24 protein-coding genes are annotated in these 25,987 nt (G+C 54.9%); 3 read left to right on the top strand and 21 right to left on the bottom strand.

The annotated features are described in order from the left end of the window. Positions 1–39: 39 nt before the first annotated feature. From rhmD to L2097_RS01650, 4 genes are all read right to left on the bottom strand, one after another. Complete coding sequence (gene rhmD / locus L2097_RS01665; RefSeq protein WP_047369475.1) at positions 40–1,245, bottom strand: L-rhamnonate dehydratase; 1,206 nt, start codon at positions 1,243–1,245, stop codon at positions 40–42. Between the two features lie 13 nt (positions 1,246–1,258). Beyond that, positions 1,259–2,041 carry an IclR family transcriptional regulator gene (locus L2097_RS01660; protein WP_085005377.1) on the bottom strand — a complete coding sequence of 261 codons (783 nt, stop codon included), beginning with the start codon at positions 2,039–2,041 and terminating at the stop codon, positions 1,259–1,261. Between the two features lie 205 nt (positions 2,042–2,246). Further along, entirely contained in the window at positions 2,247–3,446 is a 1,200-nt protein-coding gene (locus tag L2097_RS01655; protein ID WP_047369473.1) for a nicotinamide mononucleotide deamidase-related protein YfaY, read from the bottom strand. 93 nt (positions 3,447–3,539) lie between these two features. After that, complete coding sequence (locus L2097_RS01650) at positions 3,540–4,082, bottom strand: YfaZ family outer membrane protein (protein WP_047369472.1); 543 nt, start codon at positions 4,080–4,082, stop codon at positions 3,540–3,542. Positions 4,083–4,315: 233 nt separating this feature from the next. On the opposite strand from L2097_RS01650, the gene nudI reads away from it, so the two are divergent. Further along, the gene (gene nudI, locus L2097_RS01645; protein ID WP_047369471.1) at positions 4,316–4,741 is read left to right on the top strand and encodes a nucleoside triphosphatase NudI; all 426 of its coding nucleotides are present in this window, start codon (positions 4,316–4,318) and stop codon (positions 4,739–4,741) included. 17 nt (positions 4,742–4,758) lie between these two features. Here the strand turns inward: nudI and L2097_RS01640 are convergent, their stop codons facing one another. The 9 genes from L2097_RS01640 to L2097_RS01600 form a co-directional block, all read right to left on the bottom strand. Continuing rightward, positions 4,759–5,709 carry an Rpn family recombination-promoting nuclease/putative transposase gene (locus L2097_RS01640; RefSeq protein WP_250351996.1) on the bottom strand — a complete coding sequence of 317 codons (951 nt, stop codon included), beginning with the start codon at positions 5,707–5,709 and terminating at the stop codon, positions 4,759–4,761. Between the two features lie 97 nt (positions 5,710–5,806). Next, complete coding sequence (gene menE, locus L2097_RS01635) at positions 5,807–7,162, bottom strand: o-succinylbenzoate--CoA ligase (RefSeq protein ID WP_250351995.1); 1,356 nt, start codon at positions 7,160–7,162, stop codon at positions 5,807–5,809. Beyond that, complete coding sequence (gene menC / locus L2097_RS01630; RefSeq protein WP_250351994.1) at positions 7,159–8,124, bottom strand: o-succinylbenzoate synthase; 966 nt, start codon at positions 8,122–8,124, stop codon at positions 7,159–7,161. Before menC ends, menE begins: the two co-directional genes overlap by 4 nt. Then, positions 8,124–8,981 (bottom strand): 1,4-dihydroxy-2-naphthoyl-CoA synthase, encoded by an 858-nt coding sequence (menB, locus tag L2097_RS01625; protein ID WP_079496254.1) that lies wholly within the window; start codon positions 8,979–8,981, stop codon positions 8,124–8,126. The genes menC and menB overlap by 1 nt, the downstream gene beginning before the upstream one ends. Beyond that, on the bottom strand, positions 8,978–9,754 hold the full coding sequence (menH, locus tag L2097_RS01620; protein ID WP_047369466.1) for a 2-succinyl-6-hydroxy-2,4-cyclohexadiene-1-carboxylate synthase: 777 nt from the start codon (positions 9,752–9,754) through the stop codon (positions 8,978–8,980). The genes menB and menH overlap by 4 nt, the downstream gene beginning before the upstream one ends. Then, entirely contained in the window at positions 9,751–11,421 is a 1,671-nt protein-coding gene (menD, locus tag L2097_RS01615; protein WP_250351993.1) for a 2-succinyl-5-enolpyruvyl-6-hydroxy-3-cyclohexene-1-carboxylic-acid synthase, read from the bottom strand. The genes menH and menD overlap by 4 nt, the downstream gene beginning before the upstream one ends. Positions 11,422–11,492: 71 nt before the next feature. Continuing rightward, complete coding sequence (gene menF, locus L2097_RS01610; RefSeq protein WP_502799284.1) at positions 11,493–12,791, bottom strand: isochorismate synthase MenF; 1,299 nt, start codon at positions 12,789–12,791, stop codon at positions 11,493–11,495. 84 nt (positions 12,792–12,875) lie between these two features. Continuing rightward, complete coding sequence (elaB, locus tag L2097_RS01605) at positions 12,876–13,181, bottom strand: stress response protein ElaB (protein WP_039079901.1); 306 nt, start codon at positions 13,179–13,181, stop codon at positions 12,876–12,878. Between the two features lie 53 nt (positions 13,182–13,234). Beyond that, positions 13,235–13,696, bottom strand: coding sequence for a GNAT family N-acetyltransferase (locus L2097_RS01600; protein ID WP_047369463.1), 462 nt, complete (start codon positions 13,694–13,696; stop codon positions 13,235–13,237). A gap of 72 nt (positions 13,697–13,768) precedes the next feature. Here L2097_RS01600 and rbn point away from each other — a divergent pair, with 72 nt between their 5' ends. Then, positions 13,769–14,686, top strand: a complete 918-nt coding sequence (gene rbn, locus L2097_RS01595) for a ribonuclease BN (RefSeq protein ID WP_047369462.1) — start codon at positions 13,769–13,771, stop codon at positions 14,684–14,686. A 77-nt stretch (positions 14,687–14,763) separates the two neighbouring features. Continuing rightward, positions 14,764–15,789, top strand: a complete 1,026-nt coding sequence (locus tag L2097_RS01590) for a chemotaxis protein (RefSeq protein WP_039079898.1) — start codon at positions 14,764–14,766, stop codon at positions 15,787–15,789. 67 nt (positions 15,790–15,856) lie between these two features. Here the strand turns inward: L2097_RS01590 and nuoN are convergent, their stop codons facing one another. The 8 genes from nuoN to nuoG all read right to left on the bottom strand — a co-directional run bounded on the left by nuoN (position 15,857) and on the right by nuoG (position 25,977). Continuing rightward, complete coding sequence (nuoN, locus tag L2097_RS01585; protein WP_047369461.1) at positions 15,857–17,314, bottom strand: NADH-quinone oxidoreductase subunit NuoN; 1,458 nt, start codon at positions 17,312–17,314, stop codon at positions 15,857–15,859. Positions 17,315–17,320: 6 nt separating this feature from the next. Next, positions 17,321–18,850: an NADH-quinone oxidoreductase subunit M gene (gene nuoM / locus L2097_RS01580; RefSeq protein ID WP_085005385.1), complete on the bottom strand. Its 1,530-nt coding sequence runs from the start codon at positions 18,848–18,850 to the stop codon at positions 17,321–17,323. Between the two features lie 166 nt (positions 18,851–19,016). Then, the gene (gene nuoL, locus L2097_RS01575; RefSeq protein WP_250351992.1) at positions 19,017–20,858 is read right to left on the bottom strand and encodes an NADH-quinone oxidoreductase subunit L; all 1,842 of its coding nucleotides are present in this window, start codon (positions 20,856–20,858) and stop codon (positions 19,017–19,019) included. Continuing rightward, on the bottom strand, positions 20,855–21,157 hold the full coding sequence (gene nuoK, locus L2097_RS01570; protein ID WP_047369458.1) for an NADH-quinone oxidoreductase subunit NuoK: 303 nt from the start codon (positions 21,155–21,157) through the stop codon (positions 20,855–20,857). The genes nuoL and nuoK overlap by 4 nt, the downstream gene beginning before the upstream one ends. Beyond that, positions 21,154–21,708, bottom strand: a complete 555-nt coding sequence (nuoJ, locus tag L2097_RS01565) for an NADH-quinone oxidoreductase subunit J (protein ID WP_047369457.1) — start codon at positions 21,706–21,708, stop codon at positions 21,154–21,156. The genes nuoK and nuoJ overlap by 4 nt, the downstream gene beginning before the upstream one ends. An 11-nt stretch (positions 21,709–21,719) precedes the next feature. Beyond that, positions 21,720–22,262 (bottom strand): NADH-quinone oxidoreductase subunit NuoI, encoded by a 543-nt coding sequence (nuoI, locus tag L2097_RS01560; RefSeq protein ID WP_047369456.1) that lies wholly within the window; start codon positions 22,260–22,262, stop codon positions 21,720–21,722. Between the two features lie 14 nt (positions 22,263–22,276). Continuing rightward, positions 22,277–23,254 (bottom strand): NADH-quinone oxidoreductase subunit NuoH, encoded by a 978-nt coding sequence (gene nuoH, locus L2097_RS01555; protein WP_039079884.1) that lies wholly within the window; start codon positions 23,252–23,254, stop codon positions 22,277–22,279. Further along, a complete protein-coding gene (gene nuoG / locus L2097_RS01550; protein ID WP_250351991.1) occupies positions 23,251–25,977 on the bottom strand; it encodes an NADH-quinone oxidoreductase subunit NuoG in 2,727 nt (908 codons plus the stop codon). Before nuoG ends, nuoH begins: the two co-directional genes overlap by 4 nt. Positions 25,978–25,987 lie beyond the last annotated feature (10 nt).

Genomic DNA, 25,987 nt, shown 5'->3' with positions numbered 1-25,987 from the left:
TCATCCAGGGCTGCGCCGCGTGGTGGCGGCGCGGAGGAATTAATGGTTATACGGGCGCTTTAAATTGCAGTTGCGATTAAGCTCAACACCGAAGCCCGGTTTATCGAGCACACGCTTATGAATGCGTCCATTCACTGGCACCGGCTCATCTACCAGGATGGGATCAAATTGCGGACGCAGCGTAGAGCAGTCGGGGCTGGTCATTAAAAACTCACTGAATGGCGTGTTAGTAAACGTAATTACCGCATGGTGGGAATACACCGAAGAACCATGTGGCACGACAAGCTGCCCGCGCGCTTTCGCAATCGCGGCGATCTCAACCAGCGTCGTTAAACCACCGCACCAGCCGACATCGGGCTGCATGATATCAATCCCTGTTTCCGAGAGCGTACGAAACGATTGCAGCGTACCGTGATGCTCACCGCTGGTGACCATCATTCCGGCAGGCGCGTTACGCTTAAGTTCACGATAGCCCTCATATTGCTGCGGAGGCAGACACTCCTCGATCCATTTCAGATTGTAAGGGGCACAGGCATGGGCGAGTTTTGTTGCATAGTTAACGTCCTGGCTCATCCAACAATCCAGCATAAGCCAGAAATCTTCACCGCACTTCTCGCGATATTCAGCCACCATTGCCGCGTCTTTGCGAATACCCGCATCGCCATCATGGGGACCCCAGTGTGTCGGCATTTTGCCGCCAATAAACCCCATCTCCTTCGCAAGGTCAGGGCGCGCGCCGGTCGCATAAAACTGGATTTCATCGCGCACCGCACCACCGAGCAATTTATAAACCGGTAACCCGACAACCTTGCCAAACAGATCCCATAAGGCCAGGTCGACACAGGAAATCGTATTCATAACCAGCCCGCCAGACCCCGCGTAATACAGAGTGGAATTAAGCATTTGATCATGAATAAGCTTGATATCACTGACGCATTTCCCCTCGATAAAGCGGTTTAAATGCTTTTCAACGATAAAACAGCCCATCTCTCCGGCGGTGGAGACAGCAAACCCCGTCTGACCATTTTCGGCTTCCACCTCGACAATTAAGGTACCCAGCACGTTAATGCCGAAAGACTGCCGGGACTGCTCGTAAGCTTTATACTTGCTCATCGGCGTAGCGATATGATCATCAATCCAGTGATGGGCGCCCTGATCGTGATAATCACCACCCCCTGCACCTTTCTCTGCGCTAGCGCCTCCGATGAACCAGGCCCTGACGTGTTTAATTTTTGGTAAGTTCATGATGTTCTCCTTTTTATGATGCTTGCTTGTCGAAAGGGCTTTTCCACCCTAAAAGCCGGGAAATATCTTTTGCGCAGGTAATCGCCTTACCTGCGAGGTAATCCCTGTTTTCCTCATTGATTTGCAGCCGGGTTCCCACTACCGAGATGGCTGCCGTTAGCGCGTTGCGCGCATCAAACACGGGGGCTGCGACACAGCGGACATCGGGGTAATCTTCGCCATTGTCATAGCTCCAACCCCGGGCACGAATCAACGCCAGCTCATCGTGCAGTTGTTGGGCATTGGCAATGGTCGACAATGTCGTTTTTTCCCAGTGCAAATGGCGGATGATTTCATCGCGGAGTGCGGGCGGCTGCCAGGCCAGCAGACACTTCCCTATACCGGAGCGATAAAGGGAGAGACTTTTGCCCTCGTGAGAGCGCACGCTGATGGTGGAGGGAGATTCTATTTTGAGGATGTAATAGGCATTTGCGTCATCGATAATACCCAGATGACAGAGCAAACCGGTCTCATCCATAAGTTCAGTCAGCCGGGGACGGGCAATTTCGCGCAGATCCATTCTTGCCAACGCGTGTCCGGCAAGTTCAACGAGCTTTGTCCACAAGCAGTAGTTGTCATTGCTATCAATACGCAATAAACGCGCTTTTTTTAATTCCGCTAAAATTAAATAGGCGGTGCTTTTAGGAATGCCAGTCTCTTCAATGATTATCGCAGCGCTGCAAGGCCCAATACGTGCGATGAGATTAAGGATTTCAATTGCCCGACTGAGCGCGGGTACTTTACTTGATTCCAGCATATTGGACTCCAGTCCTGGATGTTGGAATCAGTGTTGCGGCTTACTGGACCCGGTTTTGTGAGAATGATCATAAAGTCATGGCGCTCCAGCATGCTGGACATCTCATGAATAAAAAACGTGAAGTGCTACGCAGATTTTTTCAGGGGGAGTACAACAGGCTGGACTGGAAAACGCCGGAAGCGCTATTTCTTCCGGCATAAAAAGATTATTCAACAAATAACGATTCGACGACGTTGATCCAGCCATGGTCGCTGGCAACGTCCTGACCATTGAGCCAACGGCGCAGGATATTCAGCGCCATCATCGCGCAGACTTCCTGACGTACTATCAGACTATGTCGGTTCGTATTAAATTTGACGCGCAAGGCATGTGTACCTTCAGGTGTCGCCAGCGCGAAGTTCAGATGCTCTTCCTCCAGCCCCGAGACGGTCAGCGCCAGCCCGGCCAAATGGCGATCGCGCAGTCCCGCAGCCCAACGGGCCGTCTGCACTAACGCTTCATCCTGCGAGGGGATGACTTCGCTGACCAGCAACGGCGCATCCGCACGCGATAGCTGCAATGCAACAAGGCCACCGGTGAACTGTTCGCTCAGCGTCAAACTAAGTTGACGTTCACGCAGCCGACCAGCAAGCAGTGCCGGTAAACCCACGGTGCCTTCGAAAATGAGGCTCTCACCGGCCACCCGCTTCACTTCCGGCCATAACGCCTCCATCGCCTCGCGATGCTCTGCCGGACCAGTCAGTTTCAGTTCAATAATGGGCATGGATGAGCGATAGCCCATCACCACACCCTCAGGTAACGTCAAATGCGACAGGTTTTGCGCCAGATCGCTTTCAGAACGGCCAAAGGTTGTCAGGCGCAGACAGACAGGTGGCTCAGGAAGTGTAAAGCGGGCGCGAATGCGCGGCAGAATTTCACGTTCCACCATCACCTTAAATTCCGAAGGTACCCCCGGCGTAAAGAACATCAGGCAGCGATTAAGCTGTACGGCAAAACCACAGGCGGTGCCAACCGGATTATCCACCAGTTCCGCACTGGCGGGAATTTCCGCCTGCTTGCGGTTGCTGGGCGCCATAACGCGTCCGCGCTCGCTAAAGAAGCGCTCCATCTGCGTCAGCCATTCTTCATGCAATACCAGCGCTTCGCCCTTCGCCGTTGCCGCCGCCAGCGCACTGAGGTCATCGCTGGTTGGGCCTAATCCACCATTAACAATAAGAATATCCGCCTGCTGGCTGCGTTCACGCAGAATGGCCACCAGGTCGTCGAGGTTGTCGCCAACGGTATTACGTCGGGTAAGCGGTAACCCCTGATTAAAGAAAAAATCTGCCAGCCAGGCGGCATTCGTATCCACGATTTGCCCGTGCAAAACTTCATCGCCGGTTGACAGCATCTCTACGTTTAACATTATTTTCTCCAGCAATAGAGGTTTAAACACTATACCGCATGAAGGGAAGAAAAGAGGTAAGAAACTGGCGCGGACGGACGCCGCGCCGAAAGATCAGAAGCTGGCGTTAACACCCACGTACGGGCCATCTGCCACCGCATTGTCACGATGGCCTTCTTTACCGGTCAGATCGACATAACGGTAACCGGCTTCAATGCTGAGTGGACGCATAATGGTCAGACGTGCACCGGCATTCGCTTCACGGTAGTCATTGACCCCGCTGGAGAGGGAATCCGGAGAGTAATAATATTCGCCAAAGAGGCGGAAGCTGTCGCTAATCTGCCACGCCAGGCCACCGCCTACGGCCAGCGCATAGCCTTCGCTCCCGGCATTCGGGTTGAGGTAAACGCCCTTGCCGCCCACAGTCCCCATAAACGGTCCCAGCGGAATGTTGTAACCCAGGCCCAGTCCGGCGATATCGCCATTATCATCGTTGTGCGCCCAGTTGCCGCTCAACGCCAGACCACTGGTTTCCGTTCCCATACCCACGCCGAGGTTGGTATAGTGCTCCCCCACCTGACCGCTCAAGCTCACGGCATTCGCCCCGGCAGACACCAGCAGAAGACTGGCAAAACCCAAACATACACTCTTTTTCATTTCTCTTATCCGCGCAACAATAGTCCACTGTTCCAAAGCGGCTGATTGTACGATCATTTTTTTTAAGAATACTGAACTAAAAATGATTTTTTACATCAATCCACTATTTTTACGCGTCTGTTTTCATTAAATGTGCCAGTAAAGGGCAATTTGCTCTTTTTTGGCAGCGTACTGCATCCCCGCAAGGTTAGTGGTATAAACCCTATACCCGTCATAAGGATAAGGACTAAATCATGCGTCAAAGGACAATTGTGTGCCCGCTGATTCAAAATGAAGGTGATTATTTGCTATGCAAAATGGCCGACGATCGCGGTGTTTTTCCCGGCCAATGGGCACTCAGTGGCGGAGGTGTCGAACCCGGCGAGCGTATTGAAGACGCGTTGCGCCGCGAAGTTCGCGAAGAGCTTGGCAAGAAACTTGTATTGCAACAGATAACGCCGTGGACCTTTAGCGACGATGTGCGCATAAAAACCTACGCCGATGGCAGCAAAGAAGAGATCTACATGATTTACCTGATTTTTGACTGCATCAGCGCGAATCGTGAAGTAGTGATCAATGAAGAATTTCAGGATTACGCCTGGGTGAGCCCGGCGGATCTGACAAAATACGATCTGAATGTCGCCACCCGCCGCACGCTAAGTCTGAAAGGGCTACTCTAAAAAAACGCGGCGCAGTTTTAATGTTTGAGCTGCGCCAGTGCAGCGTCACTCAGGCCAGTGAGACGCTGTACGACGGCTTTATCCATGCCACTGCGTAACATTTCACAGGCGATGCGAAGCGCTTCGGCTTTTTGTCCTTCCTCCCGCCCCTGCTGACGCCCTTCGTGACGTCCTTCATTACGCCCCTGACGAAAGCCTTTACGCCTGCCGAGTTCTTCCAGTTGTTCAGCGATAGTCATCAACGTCTCCTTATGTTGTGGCGAACGGTGCGCCAGTCGGCGAAGAAAAGCGCCTGGCGCTGGCGTGTTGCCTCTGCTCAGTAAATAGTACATTGCCGCGCGCAACTGCTGCGAAGTAGTGTATCCCAGCGACAATGTCGTGACCAGTTTGTCCAGCAACAGGGTCATATCCCGCAGACGAATATGTTTTTGTAATAGTTCGAGTAAGGCAACGCGTCGGTGCGTCATGATCTGCTCATCAGGCACAACGGTGATATCCACCAACGGAAATGACGCTGTGTACAGTTCATGCGCCTGCTGCGGTTGGCTGAACATATCCAGCCAACATAACGAAAAGGGATAAGGGCTAATGCGCCCATGATAAAAAAGCATCGGAATCACCAGAGGCAAGACCGTGTTTCCCGCATCAAGATGCCGCTGCATGGCCGCAATAGCATAACGCAGTAAGCGAAAGGCCATCAGCTTGTCGGGTGAACTCTGATGCTCAATGAGCACATAAATGTACCCCTCTCCCTGCCGGGTGGTAACCGAGTAGAGCACGTCAGAATGTGTTGCGCGCAGTGCCTCATCAATAAAACTCCCGGACTCCAGTTTCAATGTCGCGAGATCGCAAAGCTGACGTAGCGGCGCGGGTAAATGGAGCATAAGAAAATCGCGCGCCGTTTCTTTATGGGTAAGAAACTGTTTAAACAGCGCGTCATGCGCGGTGGTTGTGGCGGTGTTCTTCATGGCAATCCTTGCCTGATGTCATTTGTCAGGACACTACCACCCTCCCGTCGCTGCAGGGGATCTCAGCCCCAATTCTGGAAAGCATTACGCAAAAAATCTACAGTGCGGCGACCCATAACTGTAGCGCATGGCGTGATATTTTAATGCCGCCGGACGAGAGATGCTCCGGCAAGCGCAACCAGGCAACGGGCTGCTGGAAGCGTGCGAGCTTATCCTGTACCCAGGCGCTAAACTGCGAAAGTTCGATGTCGTCATCGCACTCCACCACCGCCACAGGTCGATGACCAAATTCACGGTCCTCGCGGGGAATAATAAAAACCTGCTGAATTTGCGGGTGCGCCACGATGACACGCTCCACCTCCTCCGGCTGGATACCTTCGCCGCCGCTGAAAAACAGATTATCCAGTCGTCCCAGAATAGTCAGACGGCCGTCGCGCAGTACGCCTTTATCACGAGTGGCAAACCAGCCCTCATCATTGAGCAACGGCAGTAACTCCCCGTCACGCCAGTAACCTGAGGCCATACTTTCTGCCCGCAGCCACACTTCATCGTCAACGATACGCAACGCTCTTCCCGGCAGCAGATAACCGACATCAGACTGACCATCCGCCGCTTTCCCGCACACCGTCGACGCGAATTCCGTCAGGCCATAGCCGCACCAGGTACGGATTCCACGCTCACGCGCATGTTCGGTCAGATCGACCGGGATCGCCGCGCCGCCCAGCAAAACGGCTTTAAGAGAAATATCCAGCGCATCATTCAGCAGGCGCCACAGCTGCGTGGGCACCAGCGACGCATGGGTACATCCTTGTAAAGCCTCTGCCAGAGTGCGCTCAGAGACGGTTAAGCGTGCGCCTGCCAGTAACCAGCGCCACAGAATTCCCTGCCCGGACACATGGAACAGCGGCAGCGACAGCAGCCAGTCATCTTCTGGCGCGAAAGGAATCATCGCCAGCACCCCTTCTGCGCTGGCAAGATGCGCCGCGCAGGTATGAACCGCCGCCTTGGGTAACCCCGTCGAACCAGAGGTAAGCGTCATCGACGCCAGCCGTTGCGGCTGCCAGTCGATGACATAAGGCTGGGCAAGAGGTTGCAGTTCAAGCGGCGACAAACCCGCAAAGGTGTTGCTATCCGCCAGATTAACGGCAAAACGCATCGTCAGGGCCGGCAGCAATGCCTCCAGCAACAGTGCGGGTAATTGTGGGTTTACCGGCAATACGCGTGCGCCACACTGCAATAACGCCAGCCACGCTAACACCATGTTGGGCTGGTTTCGCCCACGTAGCATGACGCCATCGCCCTCGCTTACCCCCTGAAGGGCAAAACCGGCGGCAAGCGCATCAACACGCACGCACAGCTCACGCCAGCTTAAGGTCTCGTCCTGCAAGCGAATAGCGGGCTCATCGCCACGCATTTCGCACCAGTAATGCCAGGGCCAGGTAGTGAACCTCATAGCAAGGGTTCCAGCGTCTCAACGCTATGGCAGGGTAATGGGCTATCCGGCCAGCGGCGCACAAGCTGAGCCTGCATCAGGCTTAACGTATCGAGACCCGGAAGCGTTTCAGGGGTAAGCCATGCGGCGATACGCGCCAGTTGGGTCAGGCCAAGGCTGGACTCGATTGACGAGCTGATAACCGCTGTCATCCCCAACTGCGTGGCCGCAGTTACCTGCGCCTGTACCTTCTCAAGACTACCGGTCAAGGTGGGCTTAATCACCACCGCACGCACGCCCTCTTCACGCTCAAAGGTAAAGTCAGCGTCGCGTAAACTTTCATCCCAGGCTATCGCTATGCCTGTTTCACGGGCGAAGGCGCGAGAATCATCACGGGTTTTACAGGGCTCTTCCAAAAAAGCAATGCGATCACGGTACTCAGGATTCACATATTTTGCGAATTGCTGCGCTTTGAGCGGCGTCCAGGCACGGTTAGCGTCCAGACGCAGGCGCAGGTCAGGCATCGCTTCCAGCAGTAAATTAGCGACCATGCCATCGCGTACCGCTTCATACAGGCCGACTTTCATTTTCGCCACTTTTTCGCCCGGCATGGCTGCCAGCGCGGCAAAGAGATCGTCCGGGTCGCCCGTACAAAGCGTTGCAGCACGATAGTTCGCCGCCTGCGGCAACGTGCCGCGCAGTTCCGCCAGCGCACAGCTGATACCAAAATCAACCGACGGCAATCCCGGCAATAGGCCACCATCTCCCGCGCTCCACCCCCTGGCCCAGCCACAGACGGCGGCTGTCGCCTCCTCAAGAGACTCCACGCTAAATCCCGGCAAAGGCGAAATCTCGCCCCAGCCTTCATGCGCGTCGTCCCGCAGATGAATAAACAGCCCGTCACGGGTTTTCAGCCGCCGGTCGCGCAGTACGACGCCCGCATCCATCGGTATCTGCCAGCGGTAAACGTGCGCGCTACGCATTACGGATTCCGTTTAAATTTGCTGAAGTCCGGCTGGCGTTTTTCGTTAAACGCGTTGCGGCCTTCCTGACCCTCTTCGGTCATGTAAAACAGCATGGTAGCGTTACCCGCCAGTTCCTGTAGACCTGCCTGACCATCACAGTCGGCGTTCAGTGCCGCTTTCAGGCAACGCAGCGCCATCGGGCTGTTCTGCAACATTTCACGACACCAGCGCACAGTCTCTCTCTCAAGCTCGGCAACCGGCACCACGGTATTTACAAGCCCCATATCCAGCGCTTCTTTGGCATCGTACTGACGGCACAAGAACCAGATTTCACGCGCCTTTTTCTGACCGACGATGCGCGCCATGTAGGATGCGCCCCAGCCGCCGTCAAAGGAGCCCACTTTCGGACCGGTCTGGCCAAAGATGGCGTTTTCTGCCGCGATCGTCAGGTCACACATCATATGCAACACGTGGCCACCGCCAATGGAATAGCCTGCAACGGCCGCAACCACCGGTTTCGGGCAGGTACGGATCTGACGCTGGAAGTCCAGGACATTCAGATGGTGCACGCCGGAGTCATCCTGGTATCCACCGTAGTCGCCACGGACTTTCTGATCGCCACCCGAGCAGAACGCTTTTTCGCCTTCACCGGTCAGAATAATCACACCGATGTTGTCGTCATAGCGCGCATCAGCCAGCGCCTGAATCATCTCTTTGACGGTCAAGGGACGAAATGCGTTGCGCACCTGGGGACGGTTAATGGTGATTTTGGCAATACCATCCACCGATTTGTGATAACGAATATCGGTATAGCCTTCCGAGCAGTCTTGCCATTCAATCGGTGCGTACAGCATGGTTTCATCGGGATAGATCATAATATGCCCTTTATATCGAGACGCAGAATTCGCGCCAGGCAGTTCGCCACGCTGTCGGGGCGTTCCCGATGCGCGTTATGCCCGGCGTCAACAATGAGATGACAGTTCGCGCTAACCTCAGTCGCCAGCGCGCGAAATTTACTGTCAAACTCACCACATAAATAATGAAATGGAAAAGGCGCTTTACGCAGCGCAGCGCGTAAATCCGGCTGTACGCCAAGCGAGGTCGCTTCCAGCATCGCGGCCAGCGCCGGGCCGTTGTTCCGGCTGCGTAACGTCACCAGACGTTGCCGTTGTTCCTCACTCAAAGACGCGAACACCTGTTGTTGGTACCAGTCGCTAAAAACATCGACAAGGGGTTCCATACGAAATCGCTGTGCCCATTGTCCATCGGATGTCTGTCGTTCCTGCCGCTCCGCTGCCGATGTCAGGCCAGGGTGTCCACCTTCGACAATGACGCCCAAAAGCCCCTTCGGCTGAGAGCAGGCAAAGTGCATCGCCACCCGCCCGCCCAGCGAATACCCTATCAGCCAGTATTTTAGTATGTTGTAACTATAAAGAGTGTCGAGCAGCGCATCGTCTAGCTGACAGAATGACGCCACGCTGCTATCCGCCGAATCACCATGGCCCGGCAGGTCAATATACAAGCGTGAATATGCCGTAAAACGCTCGCCGACGGGTTGCCATTCGCGGCTGTCACCCGAAAAACCGTGCAAAAAAATGAGCCACGGCTTTTGCGGCTCTCCTGGCATTACCCGCGCATTGAGGATCACAGCTGGCTTACCTGTGCGAGCAACTGTTGTAGCGTATGCGCGCCGTCAGTGTCTTTCACCACCAGTTCAATCAGCGTTGCCCCCGCTTTACTCCAGGCCCCCGACAGCGCTTGTTCAAGCTCATCCCAGGTGTGGGGATTATGGTATTTCAGGCCAAACATCGCCGCCGCATGCTCAAAACGAACGTGCTGCGGCATTAAATAAAATTGTTCACGCTCGCTTTGCGGCGTCGGCAACAGTGAGAAGATCTGCCCGCCGTTGTTATTGACCACAATCAGCACCATCGGTGCAGAAGGCTGGCGCAGTAAGGCCAGCGCATTCAGATCGTACAATGCAGACAAGTCGCCGATGATGGCAAGCGTAGGCCGCGCCGTGCCGCGCTGTACGCCTGCGGCAGTAGAAATCAGGCCATCGATACCGCTCGCGCCACGGTTGCTATAGACCGGGTAACCGACAGGTAGCTGCCCCAGCGCATCCACCAGGCGAACCACCAGGCTATTGCCGAGGAACAACTGCCCCTGATCCGGCAGATATTTCGCCAGCCGATGTGCCAGTTGCGCTTCGCCAAAGGTTTCACGCTGACGGGCAACCGTCTGCCACGCCTGGGCGGATAATTGTGGAATGTCAGTACACCAGGGCGCGCGTGATTCCGCCGGATGCAGCTCCAGCCACTCGGCAATACTGGAAACCAGACGGCGACCACGGTGGTGCGCCGGATCAAGCCGCCCGGCAACGGAGTCGATCAGCCAGTACTCCTGCGGCTCACAGGTCGCCTGCCACTGGAGCAGCCGCTTACCGGTCAGGCTGCTACCGAGTTGAACAACAATATGCGCGGCTTGCAGCTCACTCACCGCACGGGCGTTGCCCAGCCACAGGTCGGCGCACGGCAGCGGTTGTCCGGTTTGTGAAAGGACATCGCCAATAAGCGGCCAACCGAGCATTTTCGCCCATGCGGCAACCAGTTTGCCTTCCGAGGCGCTCATTCGACCCGCCACAACCACGCCGCGTTTCTGCCGCCAGAAAAACCAGTCGCGTTGTTTCGCGCTGCCAGTGTGCAAATCTTCACGCAGCCAGGGTTTGTCGTCCTGCCACCAGTCGCCGGGCGCTTGCTGCCAGGCAAGTCCCGTATCATCCATTTCACCGTACAGCGGTTCGGCAAACGGGCAGTTGATGTGCACCGCGCCAGTCTGTGCGGACGCCATAAGATGATCGACAGCAGAAAGCAACCAGCGGGCAGGAATATCCAGCGACGGACGCGGCAGCGCCAGTGATTGCGCCGGATGCGAGGCAAAGATCCCCGGCTGGCGTATCGCCTGGTTGGCACCACAATCAATAAGTTCGGGTGGCCTGTCGGCGGTAAGAAAAATCAATTTTTCCCCGGTGAGGCTGGCCTCGATCAACGCCGGGTACAGATTCGCTACGGCTGTACCCGAGGTGACGATCACTGCCACCGGGGTGCCGCTCGCTTTTGCGAGACCGAGTGCAAGATGCCCCAGGCCGCGTTCATCAAAATGCGTATGATGGATAAAGGACGGGTTTTCTGCCGCCGCCAGCGTCAGCGGTGTGGAACGGGAACCCGGCGCGATACAAATATGTCGCACGCCGTGGCGCGTTAAAGCTTCAAGGATCACCGCCGCCCAGCGTCGGTTAAAAGCACTCACTGACATAAGTTTGTCCAGTATCAATATTGTGGCTTAGTATAAAGAATCGAAAAGAATAGATTTTTGATATGGGTCGGTTATGCGTGTTTCATTATCAATAGTGAACGCAATCCCGCCGCTTTATTTTCGATTTCCTGCCATTCCATTGTCGGGTCGGAACCTGCCACGATCCCTGCACCCGCGTATAAACGCACAGTTGTACCACTGATTTTTGCACAGCGTAATGCGACACAGAACTCGCTTTGTTTGAGCGACAAGTAACCCGCCGAACCGGCATACCATTCACGCGCAAAGGGTTCATATTGCGTTATAAAGGCACGCGCCGCCTGGCGGGGCAGGCCCGCTACCGCCGCAGTTGGCTGGAGCAACGTTAAACACTCCGCATCATCTTTATGACGCATCTCGGTCCAGATACAGCGCCGTAGATGTTGCACTTTACGCAGTCGAACAATTTGCGGCGGCAACACATCCAGCGTAGCCGCTGCGCGCTGTAACCGCTGACAGATATCCTCAACAACCAGCATATTCTCGCGCTGGTTTTTGTCGTCATTCATTAACCAGTTACCCAACTCGGCAGCCCGGGTATCATCTGTGTCATTAGCGACAGTCCCTGCCAGGGCTTCGGTACGCAATGATGTCCCCCTTCTGCGCCACAGGCGTTCGGGAGACGATCCCAGGAACGCATTGTGCGGGTCGAAAGCGATAAAATAGTGAAAACAATGATGGTTAAGGCGACGGCTTGCCGCCATAAGGGCAGCAGCATTCACCGGTTGCGAGAAACGGTAATCCGTGGCGCGCGCGAGTACGACCTTATCCATCTCACCGCGCGCAATCGCCTGCGTGGCCTGAGTGACCAGCGCTTCCCAGCCCGATTGTTCCGGACAGTGTTGCTGCGAGACCAGTTCCATCTGCACATCTGGCAGTGATTTCGCCCGCACCAGGGCATCAATAAATGCACGAGCCTGCTGAGCATCGCCGCGTTGTGCGGCGTCATTTATGACAATAAGGCGTAAGAATGCCCGTCCCCCTTCCCGGCGCCATTCGAGACGCGGCAGGAACAGCTCGCCTTGTTGAGAGACAAACGCATTGAGCCCCCAGATACGCAGGTCATATTCGGGATTGTCGTCGAGGAAATGCCGGGCTTCTGCCAGTGAGGTAAAACGCAGCACCTGGCCCAACGCAGCAGCCTCATCTTCACCGCTACGTTGTTGCCAGTAGAATTGTGGGAAGCAGGACTGACTGGCTAAAAAAGTCAGTGGGTCGAAAGCATCATTGAGGGCAAAGGCAACATCAAAGACGTAGAATCCAGGTGAGTTGGCATCAATGCCAGCTAATTTCTCGCGTAATTGCTCCAGCGCAACTGAAATGGAATGCACGCAACCCCCTCCCGCTCAAAAACGCTTAGTATACGGGGTGACTGCGAAAATTAGCAGTACCCCCGTTTAGGGAGGGGATTTTTATTAACGACGGGCCAGCAGCAACCCTAAGACAAGACCTACAGAAGCCCCTACACCAATACCGTGCCAGGGGTTTTCGTGCACATAATCATCCGCGCGGTAAACCGCTTTTTTCGCCCGATAATAATAGGTATCAGAAGCGCTACTGACGCGGTTTTTCACTTCATGTAGCGCCTGTTCTGCGCGCGCTTTTAGCTCAATATATTTCTGGTCAGCGGGATCGCCTGAGGAGCGTAACACTTCTTCCAGCGTCTCGCTCAGCAGGGCCAGGTCATCATCGATACGTGAATCATAAAATTGATTAGACATCGGTTTTCTCCATGTTATGTACCTGTCCGCTAACTATAGACAATCACCGCTGGTTACGCCTGGCGCACTTCCCGCGCCATTCCAATGTGCAAGATGCCATCTTCGTCATAGATATCAGTCACCGGAACAAAACCAAAGCGGGCATAAAAATGTTGCAAATGGGCCTGCGCGCCCAGATACAGCGCGTGCTGCGGCCAGTGTTGCAGGCAGGAAGCTACCGCTCGTTCCATCAATTGGTACCCTAGTTTTTCACCGCGAACCTGCTCACTGACAATCACCCGACCTATTACAACAGGCTCCAGATCGTCTTCACTTTTCAGAATCCTCGCATAAGCCACCAGCTGATTCTCTTTCCAGCCGAGCAGATGGCGGTTTTGACCGACCAGGTCATCGCCATCGACATCAAGATACGGACAGGTTTGTTCAACAATAAAAACTTCACAGCGCAACTTAAGCACAGCGTAAAGATCAGTGACGGTCAATTCAGAATGGTGCAGGTCCTGCCAGCGAATCATGATGTGCTCCTTATTTGGTGTGACCTCGTTATACTAAATGCTTTGCCATTAACGCAAAGGGCGTAATGCATTGTGGAACTGATTTTTCTTGGCACCTCTGCGGGCGTGCCGACGCGCACGCGTAATGTGACCGCGATATTGCTCAATTTGCAGCATCCGACACAGGCTGGTCTGTGGTTATTTGACTGTGGCGAAGGGACACAGCATCAGTTGCTGCGAACGTCGTTTAATCCCGGCAAACTGGATCGTATTTTTATCACCCACCTGCATGGCGATCACCTTTTTGGTCTGCCAGGACTGCTCTGCAGCCGTTCAATGGCGGGCAATGCGCAGCCGCTGACGATTTATGGGCCGAAAGGTATTCGCGAATTTGTGGAGACCAGCCTGCGTCTGAGCGGATCGTGGACCGACTATCCTCTGACGATTGAAGAGGTCAGTGAGGGGCTGGTGGTGGATGACGGTTTACGCCGCGTCACCGCTTTCGCACTAAACCATCCGGTGGAATGTTATGGCTATCGCATTGAGGAGCATGACAAAGCGGGAGCCCTGGATGCACAGGCCCTAATTGCCCTTGGCATAACGCCCGGCCCGCTTTTCCAGCGCCTCAAAAGCGGCGAAACGGTGACCCTGCCAGATGGTCGTATTGTTCACGGTGAGGATTTCCTCGCCCCGGCAATACCCGGAAAAAAACTGGCCATTTTTGGCGACACCGCCCCCTGCCCTGCAGCGCTGCAATTAGCTCAGGGTGTCGACATAATGGTCCATGAGGCCACGCTGGAGTACGCCATGGAGGAAAAAGCAAACAGCCGTGGGCACAGCTCAACGCATCAGGCAGCACAACTGGCGCGGGATGCAGGCGCAGGTAGACTCGTTATTACCCACGTCAGTTCCCGCTATGACGCCGAAGGAAGTCAGCATTTACTGACTGAATGCCGTACAATCTTTGCGCATACCACCCTCGCAAAAGATTTTTATACCATTACGCTATGATGTGATATTGCGCACTCTACTTTTTCCGCAATGTGCCGATAACTGTCTTACCGCAGCCATTTCACATTGAGGGCACCATGGATAATTTCCAGAAAGATATTGATGACAGGGCGAATCTTACCCTGTCTAACCGTTTTGAGCTGTTGCTGTTTCGTCTTGGTGCCTCGATGAAGAACGAGAAATCAGAACTTTTCGGCATAAATGTTTTTAAATTGCGTGAAATCGTTCCGATGCCGACGTTTACCCGTCCTGCCGGGATGAAACCGCCGTTAATGGGGATGGTGAACATTCGCGATCAGGTGATCCCGGTTATTGATCTCTCCGCTGTTGCAGGCTGTAAGCCTGAGACTGGCCTCAATATTTTGTTAATTACAGAATATGCCCGTAGCGTGCAGGCGTTTGCGGTGGAGTCGGTGGAGAACATTATTCGTCTGGACTGGAAACAGGTTCATACGGCAGAGAAGGCCATTAACGGCCAGTATATCACCAGCATTGCCTGTCTTGATGAAGACAAAGACAGTAACAATCTGGCGATGGTGTTAGATGTTGAGCAGATCCTTTACGACATCTCACCGGCGGATCACGATCTGCACGGTAACCATCTTCCGGATAAGAAATTCAATATCAAACCCGGCGCCGTGGCGATTGTGGCAGAAGATTCCAAAGTGGCGCGAGCGATGCTGGATAAAGGGCTGCAGGCCATGCAGATCCCCAATACGATGCACATTACTGGTAAAGATGCCTGGGAGCGTATTCAGGTGCTCAGCCAACAGGCAGATGCCGAGGGCGTCCCTATCAGCGATAAGATTTCGATGGTACTGACGGACCTGGAAATGCCAGAAATGGACGGTTTCACCCTGACCCGTTTGATCAAGAGCGACCCGCGCCTTAAACATATTCCGGTAGTGATTCACTCCTCACTCTCCGGTAGCGCCAACGAAGACCATGTGCGTAAAGTGCAGGCCGATGGTTATGTGGCGAAATTCGAAATTAACGAGCTGTCGTCGGTCATTCAAGAAGTGCTTGAGCGCTCTGCGAGTCATATCACCGGGCCGCTGGTCAGTGGACAAAAAATCATGTCCAGGCCACTACTGGCAAAATAATTTCACCGTTTTTCTTTCAGATATAAAAAAACCGCCGATTCGGCGGTTTTTTATTAGCGGTAAGGCCTTACATTAGCGGCCTTGCCAGTTGTACCAGCGAAATCAGCGGCTGCGGATAGATACCGAGCAGCAGAACCAGCAACGCGGAGATCAGTACCACGACACCACCGGCGCTGTACTGCCAGTTACTCGGCGCATCACGATTAAGCTGTTGCGGTGCACTCAGGTAGAGGCTTACCGCGACACGCAGATAATAGTAAAGACCAATGGCAGAGCCCAGAACCACGGCCGCCGTCAACCACCACAGGTGTGCCTGCACGCCCACGGCCAGTACGTAGAACTTACCGATAAAGCCCAGCGTCATTGGGATACCTGCCAGCGACAGCATCATCACCGTCATTACCGCTGACAGAATCGGACGGTGCCAGAACAGGCCGCGATAGGAGAACAGGGATTCTGCATCCGGACCGCGATACGGGCTGGACATCAGGCTCACCACGCCGAACGCACCAAGGCTGCTGAACAGATAACCGGCCAGGTAGACCCCCACCGTTTCCATCGACATCTCACCGCTTTGCAGCGCAATCAGCGCCACCAGCAGATAACCCAGATGGGAAATGGAAGAGTAACCGAGCAGACGTTTAATATTGGTCTGGCTCAGCGCCATCAGGTTACCGAAGATGATGGAGACAAAGGCGATCAGACCCAGTACGACGCGGATGGCTTCGCTTTGACCTACCGGTGCGTACAGGAACAGACGCATCACGACGCCAAAGATAGCAATCTTGCTCGCCGTCGCCAGGAAGGTCGAAACTGGCGCTGGCGCCCCCTGATAGACGTCCGGCGTCCACAGGTGGAACGGTACCAGAGACAATTTAAAGCCAAGGCCAACAATCATCAGACCCAGACCGGTCAGCAACAGCGGTTCATGCAGCACATCCCCGGCAATGCTCTTGCCCAGCGCAACGAAGGACAAGTTGCCTGACTGTGCATAAACCAGCGCTATGCCGAACAGCAGGAAAGACGAGGCTGCGGCAGACAGGATGGTGTACTTGATACTGGCTTCCAGCGAACGTTTCTGACGGAAAGCGTAACCAATGAGCCCGAACAGCGGTAAAGAGATAAGCTCGATACCGAGGAACAGTGCGGCCATATGGTTGGCGTTCGCCAGTAGAATTCCGCCCAGCGCGGCTATCAGCACCAGTAAATAGAACTCTTCTTTGTTGTCGTTGTAGCCTTCAAGCCAGGGGTATGCAAACGTACAGGTGGCAAGGCTCGCCAGTAGCACCAGGCCGGTATACAGCATGGCGTAACCGTCGACACGCATTAATGGCGTCACGTCCATTGCGCCCGCCTGGCCAACAAACCAGAGCGACAGCAGAGCGACGTTCAGACCAATAACCGAGAGCGTGGCATTGAAGAAATGGTTGCGTCGCCACGCAATGGAGAGCATCACAACCACCACCGTCAATCCGACGATCAGCAGCGGTAGCAGCGCAATCAGTTGTTGTGGAGTTATTGTCATGGCGATTTACGGCCTTGTAGTAGAAACAGAATTAACAAACCACTGCTGGATATTACTCATCGCGGAATGCGAGGTATCCAGAATCGGCTGCGGATAGAAGCCAAGCAGTACCAGAAGTACAACCAGCGACAAAATCATCAACAGCTCGCGCAGTGACATCCCTGGTAACGCTTTACTGGCCAGCTCGCTTTTGGCTTTACCGAAGTAAGCGCGATGCAGCATCGCCAGTGAGTAAACGGACGCAAACACCAGGCCAAAGGTCGAAATAACGGTAATCACCGGAACAACCTGGTAGCTGCCGAACAAAATCATAAATTCGCCGACGAAGTTACCGGTGCCAGGCATCCCCAGGGTGGCAACTGCGAAGAACATCGACAGGGCTGGCAACCATTTAATTTTGCCCCACAAACCACCCATCATACGCATATCACGGGTATGCAGACGTTCGTACAACTGACCGCACAGGATGAAGAGACCGGCGGCGGAAAGACCGTGGGCAATCATCTGAATAACCGCGCCCTGATAGGCCAGTTGGCTGCCGGTGTAGATGGCAATCAGCACGAAGCCCATGTGCGAAACGGAGGTATAGGCGATCAGACGCTTGATATCGTACTGCGTGAAAGCCATCCACGCGCCGTAGAAGATACCAATCACACCCAGCCACATGGCAATCGGCGCAAACTCGGCAGAGGCGTTCGGGAACAGCGGCAGTGCGAAACGCAGCAGACCATAGGCCGCGGTTTTCAGCAAGATGCCCGCCAGGTCGACGGAACCAGCGGTCGGCGCCTGAGAGTGGGCATCTGGCAGCCAGCCATGCAACGGAACCACCGGCATTTTCACCGCAAACGCGATAAAGAAGCCCAGCATCAGCAGGTATTCAACGCCAGCAGACATTGGCGTTTTCAGCAGGTCTTCATAGTTGAAAGTCCAGACGCCCGTCGCGTTATGATGCACCAGTACCAGCGCCAGAATCGCAATCAACATCACCAGACCACTTGCCTGGGTATAGATGAAGAATTTGGTCGCAGCGGTGATGCGCGTCTTCCCGTCGGAGGCTTTGTGGCCCCAGAGCGCGATCAGGAAGTACATCGGCACCAGCATCATTTCCCAGAAGAAAAAGAACAGGAACATGTCGATGGCCAGGAACACGCCGATAACGCCGCCCAGGATCCACATCAGGTTCAGGTGGAAAAAGCCCTGGTATTTTTCGATTTCACGCCAGGAGCACAGTACCGCCAACACGCCGAGGAAACCGGTCAGCACCACCATCAGCAGAGACAAACCGTCGAGCGCTAAATGGATATTGATGCCAAAACGCGGGATCCATGGGAGTAAAAACTCAGATTGCCACTGCGGAATGCCAGCGGATTGCGTCAGTGAATAGCCGCCCTGCAACCAAAGTTGCAGGCCAAGCGCCAGCGTGAGTCCCATGGTTACCAGCGCTATCCAGCGCGGCACACGTACGCCGAAGCGTTCGGTCTGCCAGCACAGGAAGCCGCCAATGAAGGGAATTAATATTAGCCAGGGTAGTAACATGGCGATTTTTATTCCTTGTTAAAGTCCCTCAGGGACCGATTTTCAACGAATTCGACTACATTCACGTTTGATTGCGGGGTCTTTTGCCCGGTGGCGCTATGCTTACCGGGCCTGCAGACCGTAGGTCGGGTAAGCGTAGCGCCACCCGCCCCCCTGCTATCTCAACTCAACGCAATACCATCAGCAGCGCCAGAATCACCACTGCACCGATGCTCATCGACGCCACATACCAGCGCAGATAACCGTTCTCGCTCAGCAGCAGACCTTTGCCTGCAAAGCGGGAAAGAATCGCCGGGATGTTCATCAAGGCATTCAGCGGATCGCGTTTCAACAGCCATGCCACACCGAGGAATGGTTTGACGAAAACGCGATCGTACAGCCAGTCGAAACCCCACGCGTTGTACCACCAGGTGCCCAGCAGACGGCCCGGAGCGCTGTTTGCAATAGATGTCACCAGAGTGCGTTTACCCAGCCACAGCCAGGCAGCCAGCAGGATCCCGACGATAGCCACAACACCCGACGCCACTTCCAGCATGACCACGCTGCCGTGTGCAAGCTCGGTGGTTTCCGGCAGTACGCCATGCAGAGGCGGAACAATCATCGCGCCAACAAACGTGGACAGTACCAGCAGCACAATCAGCGGCAGATGGTGGGTAATCCCCTTCCCTGCATGTGCGTGAATTTGTTCTTTGCCATGGAAAACGATGAAAATCATACGGAACGTATACAGCGAGGTCATAAACGCGCCGACAAGGCCCGCTACCATCAGGTTGATATGACCGTTCGCTACGGCACCCGCAAGAATCTCGTCCTTACTAAAGAAGCCCGCAGTCACCATCGGCAGGGCTGACAACGCAGCACCACCCACCAGGAAGCAGACGTAAACCAACGGGATAGACTTACGCAGACCGCCCATCTTGAAGATATTCTGCTCGTGATGGCAGGCCAGAATTACCGAGCCGGACGAGAGGAACAGCAGCGCTTTAAAGAACGCGTGCGTCATCAGGTGGAAAATCGCCGCATCCCACGCCTGCACGCCCAGCGCCAGAAACATATAACCAATCTGGCTCATGGTGGAGTAAGCGAGAACGCGTTTAATGTCGGTCTGTACCAGCGCGGCAAAACCGGCCAGCAGTAAGGTTACTGCCCCGACAATCCCCACCAGATGCAGGATTTCCGGCGTTAACAGGAACAGGCCATGCGTACGCGCAATCAGGTAGACACCCGCGGTAACCATCGTTGCGGCATGGATCAGCGCAGAGACAGGCGTCGGACCCGCCATCGCATCAGCCAGCCAGGTTTGCAACGGCAGCTGTGCCGATTTACCAACCGCACCACCCAGCAACATCAGTGTCGCCCACTGCAGCATGGTGCTGCCGTTGGCGAAGTGCTGCGGTGCCAACTCAACCATTTCGCGGAAGTTCAGCGTGCCCAGTTCGTTATAAAGAATGAACAGCGCAAAGGCGAGGAAGACGTCACCCACGCGGGTTACGACAAACGCTTTCATTGCGGCAGCACCATTCTTCGGATCGGTGTAGTAGAAACCGATCAGCAGATAAGAACAGAGACCCACGCCTTCCCAACCGAGGTACATCAACAGCAGGTTATCCGCCAGCACTAAAACCACCATGCTGGCGATAAACAGGTTGGTGTAAGCAAAGAAGCGGGAGTAACCCTCTTCACCGCGCATATACCAGGAGGCAAACATATGGATCAGAAAGCCAACCCCGGTGACCACTGAGAGCATGGTCAGCGACAGGCCATCCAGCACCAGACTAAAGCTGATGTTGAAATTACCAACGGACATCCAGGTCCACAGCGGCTGGGTGAACCCCTGATGACCGTTATTGATAAAATCCAGTCCGACAATCGCCGTTACCAGTGCAGATAAACCGATAGAGCCGATCCCCACGGTGGCAGACAGATTTTCCGACCAGCGCCCACGTGAAAAAGAGAGCAGCAAAAAGCCAATCAGAGGAAAAATAATGGTTAAGGCGAGCATGTTCATCCACGCATCTCACTTACTGAATCGATATTCAGATTCTGACGGCGACGATGGAGTTGCAGCAGCAACGCCAGGCCAATACTCGCTTCGGCAGCCGCGAGGCTAATGGCGAGGATGTACATCACCTGACCGTCAGTCTGGCCCCAGTAGCTACCCGCGACGACAAACGCCAGCGCAGCAGCGTTGATCATGATCTCCAGACCAATCAGCATAAACAGCAGATTGCGGCGAATGACCAGGCCAGTAAGACCGAGAACAAACAGGACAGCGGCAAGGATCAGTCCGTGTGTTAAGGGGATCATGCATGCTCCTCCGTTTTTCTTTTCGCGCGATCGTCAGTGCGATTGCTCAGCACTTCACCCATGCGGTCTTCACGACCAACATGGAACGCGACCACCAGACCCGCCAGCAGCAGCATTGACGCCAGTTCTACCGCCAGAACGTAAGGCCCGAACAGCGTGACACCCACCGCTTTCGCGGTAATGGCCGCACCTTCGATACCCTGATCGTTAAGGCCGGAAATAGCGTAAATCATCACGCCCAGCAGAACGGCAGACAACAGCGCCGGGCCAACCCACACTTGCGGTCTCAGCCACTGGCGCTCCTGTTCGATTTCGCTGCCGCCCAGATTGAGCATCATCACCACAAACACGAACAGCACCATAATGGCACCCGCGTAAACGATGATTTCCAGCGCACCGGCAAAATAGGCGCCAAGCGAGAAGAAGACACCTGCAATTGCCAGCAGCGACACAATCAGGTACAGCAACGCATGCACCGGATTAGTATGGGTAATCACCCGTAGTGTCGCGAGGATGGCTACCAGGCCACAGATATAAAAAGCGAACTCCATTGCCCCTCTCCTTACGGTAACAGGCTCTTGACGTCGATAGGTTTGGCTTCGTTCTGCGCCTCGCCTTTATCTTTTCCGTCGATTGCCATACCTGCCATCCGGTAGAAGTTATATTCCGGATATTTACCCGGACCGGAGATCAGCAGATCCTCTTTTTCGTACACCAGATCCTGGCGCTTATACTCACCCAGTTCGAAGTCCGGGGTAAGCTGGATTGCAGTCGTTGGGCACGCCTCTTCACACAGACCGCAGAAAATGCAGCGTGAGAAGTTGATGCGGAAGAACTCAGGGTACCAGCGGCCATCGACCGTCTCTGCTTTTTGCAGAGAGATACAGCCTACCGGACAGGCTACCGCACACAGGTTACAGGCCACGCAGCGCTCGGAACCGTCCGGATCGCGCGTCAGCACGATACGGCCACGGTAGCGCGGCGGCAGATATACCGGCTCTTCCGGATACATCCGGGTCTCGCGTTTTGCAAACGCGTGCAGGCCGATCATCCAGATACTGCGCACCTGGGTGCCGAAGCCCACGAGTAATTCTTTTAAAGTCATGGTCTTTTCACCCCTTATTGCGCTTGCCAGAGAATGACAGCCGCCGTACCCAACAGATTGAGAAGCGTCAGCGGCAGACATACTTTCCAGCCGAAGGACATTACCTGGTCATAACGTGGACGGGGTAACGCTGCGCGAATCAAAATGAACATCATCATAAAAAACGCGGTTTTAATCGCGAACCAGATGAATGGCGGTAAGAACGGGCCATGCCAGCCACCAAAGAACAACGTCACCATCAGTGCAGAGATGGTCACGATACCGATGTATTCCCCCACAAAGAACAGACCGAACTTCATACCGGAATATTCAATGTGGTAACCATCGGCCAGTTCCTGCTCGGCTTCTGGCTGGTCAAACGGATGACGGTGACACACCGCCACGCCCGCGATAGCAAAGGTAATAAAACCGAAGAACTGCGGGATAACGTTCCAGATATCAGCCTGGTTGTTGACGATGTCGGTCATGTTGAATGAACCCGCCTGCGCCACCACGCCCATCAGCGAAAGCCCAAGAAACACTTCGTAACTCAGCGTCTGCGCAGAAGCACGCATCGCGCCGAGCAGAGAGTATTTGTTGTTACTGGACCAGCCAGCGAACAACACTGCGTAGACCGCCAGACCTGCCATCATCAGGAAAAACAAAATCCCGATGTTCAGATCCGCCACCACCCAACCCGGACTCACCGGGACAATGGCGAAGGCCAACAGCAGAGAGGTAAAAGCGATCATCGGCGCAAGAGTGAAGATAACCCGGTCGGTGAATTTCGGGATCCAGTCCTCTTTAAAGAACATCTTGATCATGTCCGCGACGATCTGCAGTGAACCACCCCAGCCTACGCGGTTCGGTCCGTAGCGGTTCTGGAACAGACCGAGCAGACGACGTTCGCCAAAACTCATGAGCGCGCCGCAGGTGACGACCACCAGCAGGATCACGACAGCCTTGATGATACCTAACAGAATGTCGATAACATCCGGTGTTAACCAACTCATGCTTTCGCCTCCTGCAGATTTTCAAGACGTGCTCCGGCCAGTACCGGCGCAATGCCTGGCATGCCCATCGGCAACCCTACCTGCCCTGCCGTCAGCCCTTCGGAAAGCTGCAGCGGCAGGCTGATAGTCTGACCGTCGTAGCTGAACGAAATATACGCGCCCGCATTCACTCCCAACTTCGCGGCATCCGCCGGGTTGAGTTTGATATACGGCTCCGGCATACGGCTCTGGAAGACAGGAGAACGCTGAGACAGTTCATCGCTGCCGAACAGATGGTAGTAAGGCGCAATCCGCCACTGACCGTCCTGCGGTTCAAAACCTGCCGGAACGGAAGTGAAGTAATCCAGGCCGGTAGCCGAGGCTTCAATCAACCGCACACCCGGATCGCCGTGGCGCAGAGAACCGCCCACCTCAGCCTGGAACTTGTTCCATGCCTGCGGGGAGTTCCAGCCCGGTGCCCATGCAAACGGAATTTGTGAACGCGGTGCGGATGGCTGGTTGTTCCCTTCCATCGAGAAGGCGAACATGGTGTCTTTATCCTGTGGCTGGCGCGGTTCATGAACGCTGATATTGGCGCGCATTGCCGTACGACCACTATAGCGGTGCGGCTCACGTGCCAGTTTCTGACCACGGATACGGAAGCTGGCATCCGGTGCGGCGTCTTTGATACCGGCAAACTGCGGCATTTTTTCAACCACAGCGTCGATAACATGGTCAAGCTGCGTCCAGTCCACTTCACGGCTCTGTACGGTGCTGTGCAGGGAGTGCAGCCAGCGCCAGCTTTCCAGCATAATCGTCTTGCTGTCGTAGTAGGCCGGGTCATAGACCTGGAAGAAGCGCTGGGCGCGTCCTTCGTTGTTGATAACCGTACCGTCGCTTTCTGCGAAGCTAGCCGCAGACAGCACCAGATGCGCATGGTCCATAATCGCCGTACGCTGATGGTCAATAACCAGCACCAGCGGCGCTTTATCCAGCGCGGCATTTACGCGACTGGCCGCAGCATGACGATGCAGATCGTTTTCCAGCACGATAACCGCATCCGCAGCGCCGGTTTCCAGTTCGGTCAGTGCGTCATCCAGCGAACCGCCCCCCATCATCCCCAGGCCGACGCTGTTGGTCGAACGGGCAATCATGGTGATACCAACATCAGCACCGCGGCCTTTCAGCGCTTTCGCCACGTTAGCAGCAGCCTGAATCACCGCCGCGCTGCCGGTATTGGTACCGGAAATGATCAGCGGTTTTTTCGCCCCAGCCAGCGCCTGAACGATAACATCAACCTTGCCACGCAGGTCGTTGCTCAGACCGTCGACAGCGGGAGAAGCCTCATCCAGCGCATGGGCAATAGCAAAACCTAAACGGGCCTGATCTTCAACCGGCGCGCGGTAGGTCCACGCGGCGATATCGTCCAGACGGGTATCGTCCACGTTGGTGACAAACAATGGGTGTTTGGCGCGCTGACCAATGTTGAGAATTGCCGCAATCTGCCAGTCAGCCACTTTCTGCGCTGCCGCCATTTCACGCGCTTTCCCTTTCACCGCCTGACGGACCGCCAGTGCGACACGCGCACCAGTCTGGGTAATGTCTTCGCCCAGCACCAGTACCGCATCGTAAGATTCAATTTCGCGCAACGCTGGGGTACGAATACCGCCCTCACGCAGCACGTTAAGCATTAACTGCAAACGTTCCTGCTCACCGCTAGCGATGCCGGTATAGAAGTTTTCTGCCCCTACCAGCTCACGCAGCGCAAAGTTGCTTTCGACGCTGGCACGCGGGGAGCCAATACCGATCACTTTCTTCGACTGGCGCAAAATATCAGCAGCCCCTTGCATCGCCTGCTCGGCGTTGAGGGTGATCAGATCATTGCCACGGCGCTGGACTGGCTGACGCGGACGGTCTTTCAGGTTCACATAGCCATAGCCAAAACGACCACGGTCGCAGAGGAAGTAGTGGTTAACGGTCCCGTTATAACGGTTTTCGATACGACGCAGTTCACCGTAACGCTCACCCGGGCTCGTATTACAACCCAGCGAGCACTGCTGGCAGATGCTTGGCGCAAACTGCATGTCCCACTTACGGTTGTAACGCTCGGAGTGGGTTTTATCGGTGAAGACACCGGTCGGACAGATTTCCACCAGGTTCCCGGAGAATTCGCTTTCAAGCGTGCCATCTTCCGGACGACCGAAGTAGACGTTGTCATGGGCGCCATAAACGCCAAGATCCGCACCGTCTGCGTAGTCTTTGTAGTAACGCACGCAGCGGTAGCAGGCGATGCAACGGTTCATTTCATGAGAGATGAACGGCCCCAAATCCTGATTACGGTGAGTACGTTTGGTGAAACGGTAGCGACGGAAGCTATGACCCGTCATCACGGTCATATCCTGCAGGTGGCAGTTGCCGCCCTCTTCACAGACCGGGCAGTCGTGCGGGTGGTTGGTCATCAGCCACTCTACAACGCTTTCACGGAACTGCTTCGCTTCTTCATCGTCGATAGAAATAAAGGTGCCATCGGATGCCGGAGTCATACAGGACATCACCAGGCGACCACGCGTGTCTTCCGCGTTTTGATATTGCTTCACCGCACACTGGCGGCACGCACCCACGCTGCCCAGCGCCGGATGCCAGCAAAAATAAGGAATATCAAGGCCCATAGAGAGACATGCCTGTAACAGGTTGTCCGCTCCGTTAACCTCGTATTCTTTGCCGTCTACATGAATCGTAGCCATTAGCGTGCTT

Origin of the sequence: Citrobacter sp. MNAZ 1397 (assembly GCF_023613995.1) — a bacterium.
GTDB classification, from domain to species: Bacteria; Pseudomonadota; Gammaproteobacteria; order Enterobacterales; family Enterobacteriaceae; genus Phytobacter; species Phytobacter ursingii.
This window is presented reverse-complemented; position numbering and strand designations above follow the sequence as displayed.

Coding starts and splice junctions, on each gene's coding strand:
- nuoJ (WP_047369457.1), bottom strand. CDS start 21,708: ATGGAGTTCGCTTTTTATATCTGTGGCCTGGTAGCCATCCTCGCGACA.
- rhmD (WP_047369475.1), bottom strand. CDS start 1,245: ATGAACTTACCAAAAATTAAACACGTCAGGGCCTGGTTCATCGGAGGC.
- menE (WP_250351995.1), bottom strand. CDS start 7,162: ATGAGGTTCACTACCTGGCCCTGGCATTACTGGTGCGAAATGCGTGGC.
- nuoL (WP_250351992.1), bottom strand. CDS start 20,858: ATGAACATGCTCGCCTTAACCATTATTTTTCCTCTGATTGGCTTTTTG.
- elaB (WP_039079901.1), bottom strand. CDS start 13,181: ATGTCTAATCAATTTTATGATTCACGTATCGATGATGACCTGGCCCTG.
- L2097_RS01640 (WP_250351996.1), bottom strand. CDS start 5,709: ATGAAGAACACCGCCACAACCACCGCGCATGACGCGCTGTTTAAACAG.
- L2097_RS01650 (WP_047369472.1), bottom strand. CDS start 4,082: ATGAAAAAGAGTGTATGTTTGGGTTTTGCCAGTCTTCTGCTGGTGTCT.
- L2097_RS01655 (WP_047369473.1), bottom strand. CDS start 3,446: ATGTTAAACGTAGAGATGCTGTCAACCGGCGATGAAGTTTTGCACGGG.
- nuoM (WP_085005385.1), bottom strand. CDS start 18,850: ATGTTACTACCCTGGCTAATATTAATTCCCTTCATTGGCGGCTTCCTG.
- nuoI (WP_047369456.1), bottom strand. CDS start 22,262: ATGACTTTAAAAGAATTACTCGTGGGCTTCGGCACCCAGGTGCGCAGT.
- L2097_RS01590 (WP_039079898.1), top strand. CDS start 14,764: ATGGATAATTTCCAGAAAGATATTGATGACAGGGCGAATCTTACCCTG.
- nuoH (WP_039079884.1), bottom strand. CDS start 23,254: ATGAGTTGGTTAACACCGGATGTTATCGACATTCTGTTAGGTATCATC.
- nuoK (WP_047369458.1), bottom strand. CDS start 21,157: ATGATCCCCTTAACACACGGACTGATCCTTGCCGCTGTCCTGTTTGTT.
- nuoN (WP_047369461.1), bottom strand. CDS start 17,314: ATGACAATAACTCCACAACAACTGATTGCGCTGCTACCGCTGCTGATC.
- nuoG (WP_250351991.1), bottom strand. CDS start 25,977: ATGGCTACGATTCATGTAGACGGCAAAGAATACGAGGTTAACGGAGCG.
- L2097_RS01660 (WP_085005377.1), bottom strand. CDS start 2,041: ATGCTGGAATCAAGTAAAGTACCCGCGCTCAGTCGGGCAATTGAAATC.
- menD (WP_250351993.1), bottom strand. CDS start 11,421: ATGTCAGTGAGTGCTTTTAACCGACGCTGGGCGGCGGTGATCCTTGAA.
- L2097_RS01600 (WP_047369463.1), bottom strand. CDS start 13,696: ATGATTCGCTGGCAGGACCTGCACCATTCTGAATTGACCGTCACTGAT.
- menB (WP_079496254.1), bottom strand. CDS start 8,981: ATGATCTATCCCGATGAAACCATGCTGTACGCACCGATTGAATGGCAA.
- menC (WP_250351994.1), bottom strand. CDS start 8,124: ATGCGTAGCGCGCACGTTTACCGCTGGCAGATACCGATGGATGCGGGC.
- nudI (WP_047369471.1), top strand. CDS start 4,316: ATGCGTCAAAGGACAATTGTGTGCCCGCTGATTCAAAATGAAGGTGAT.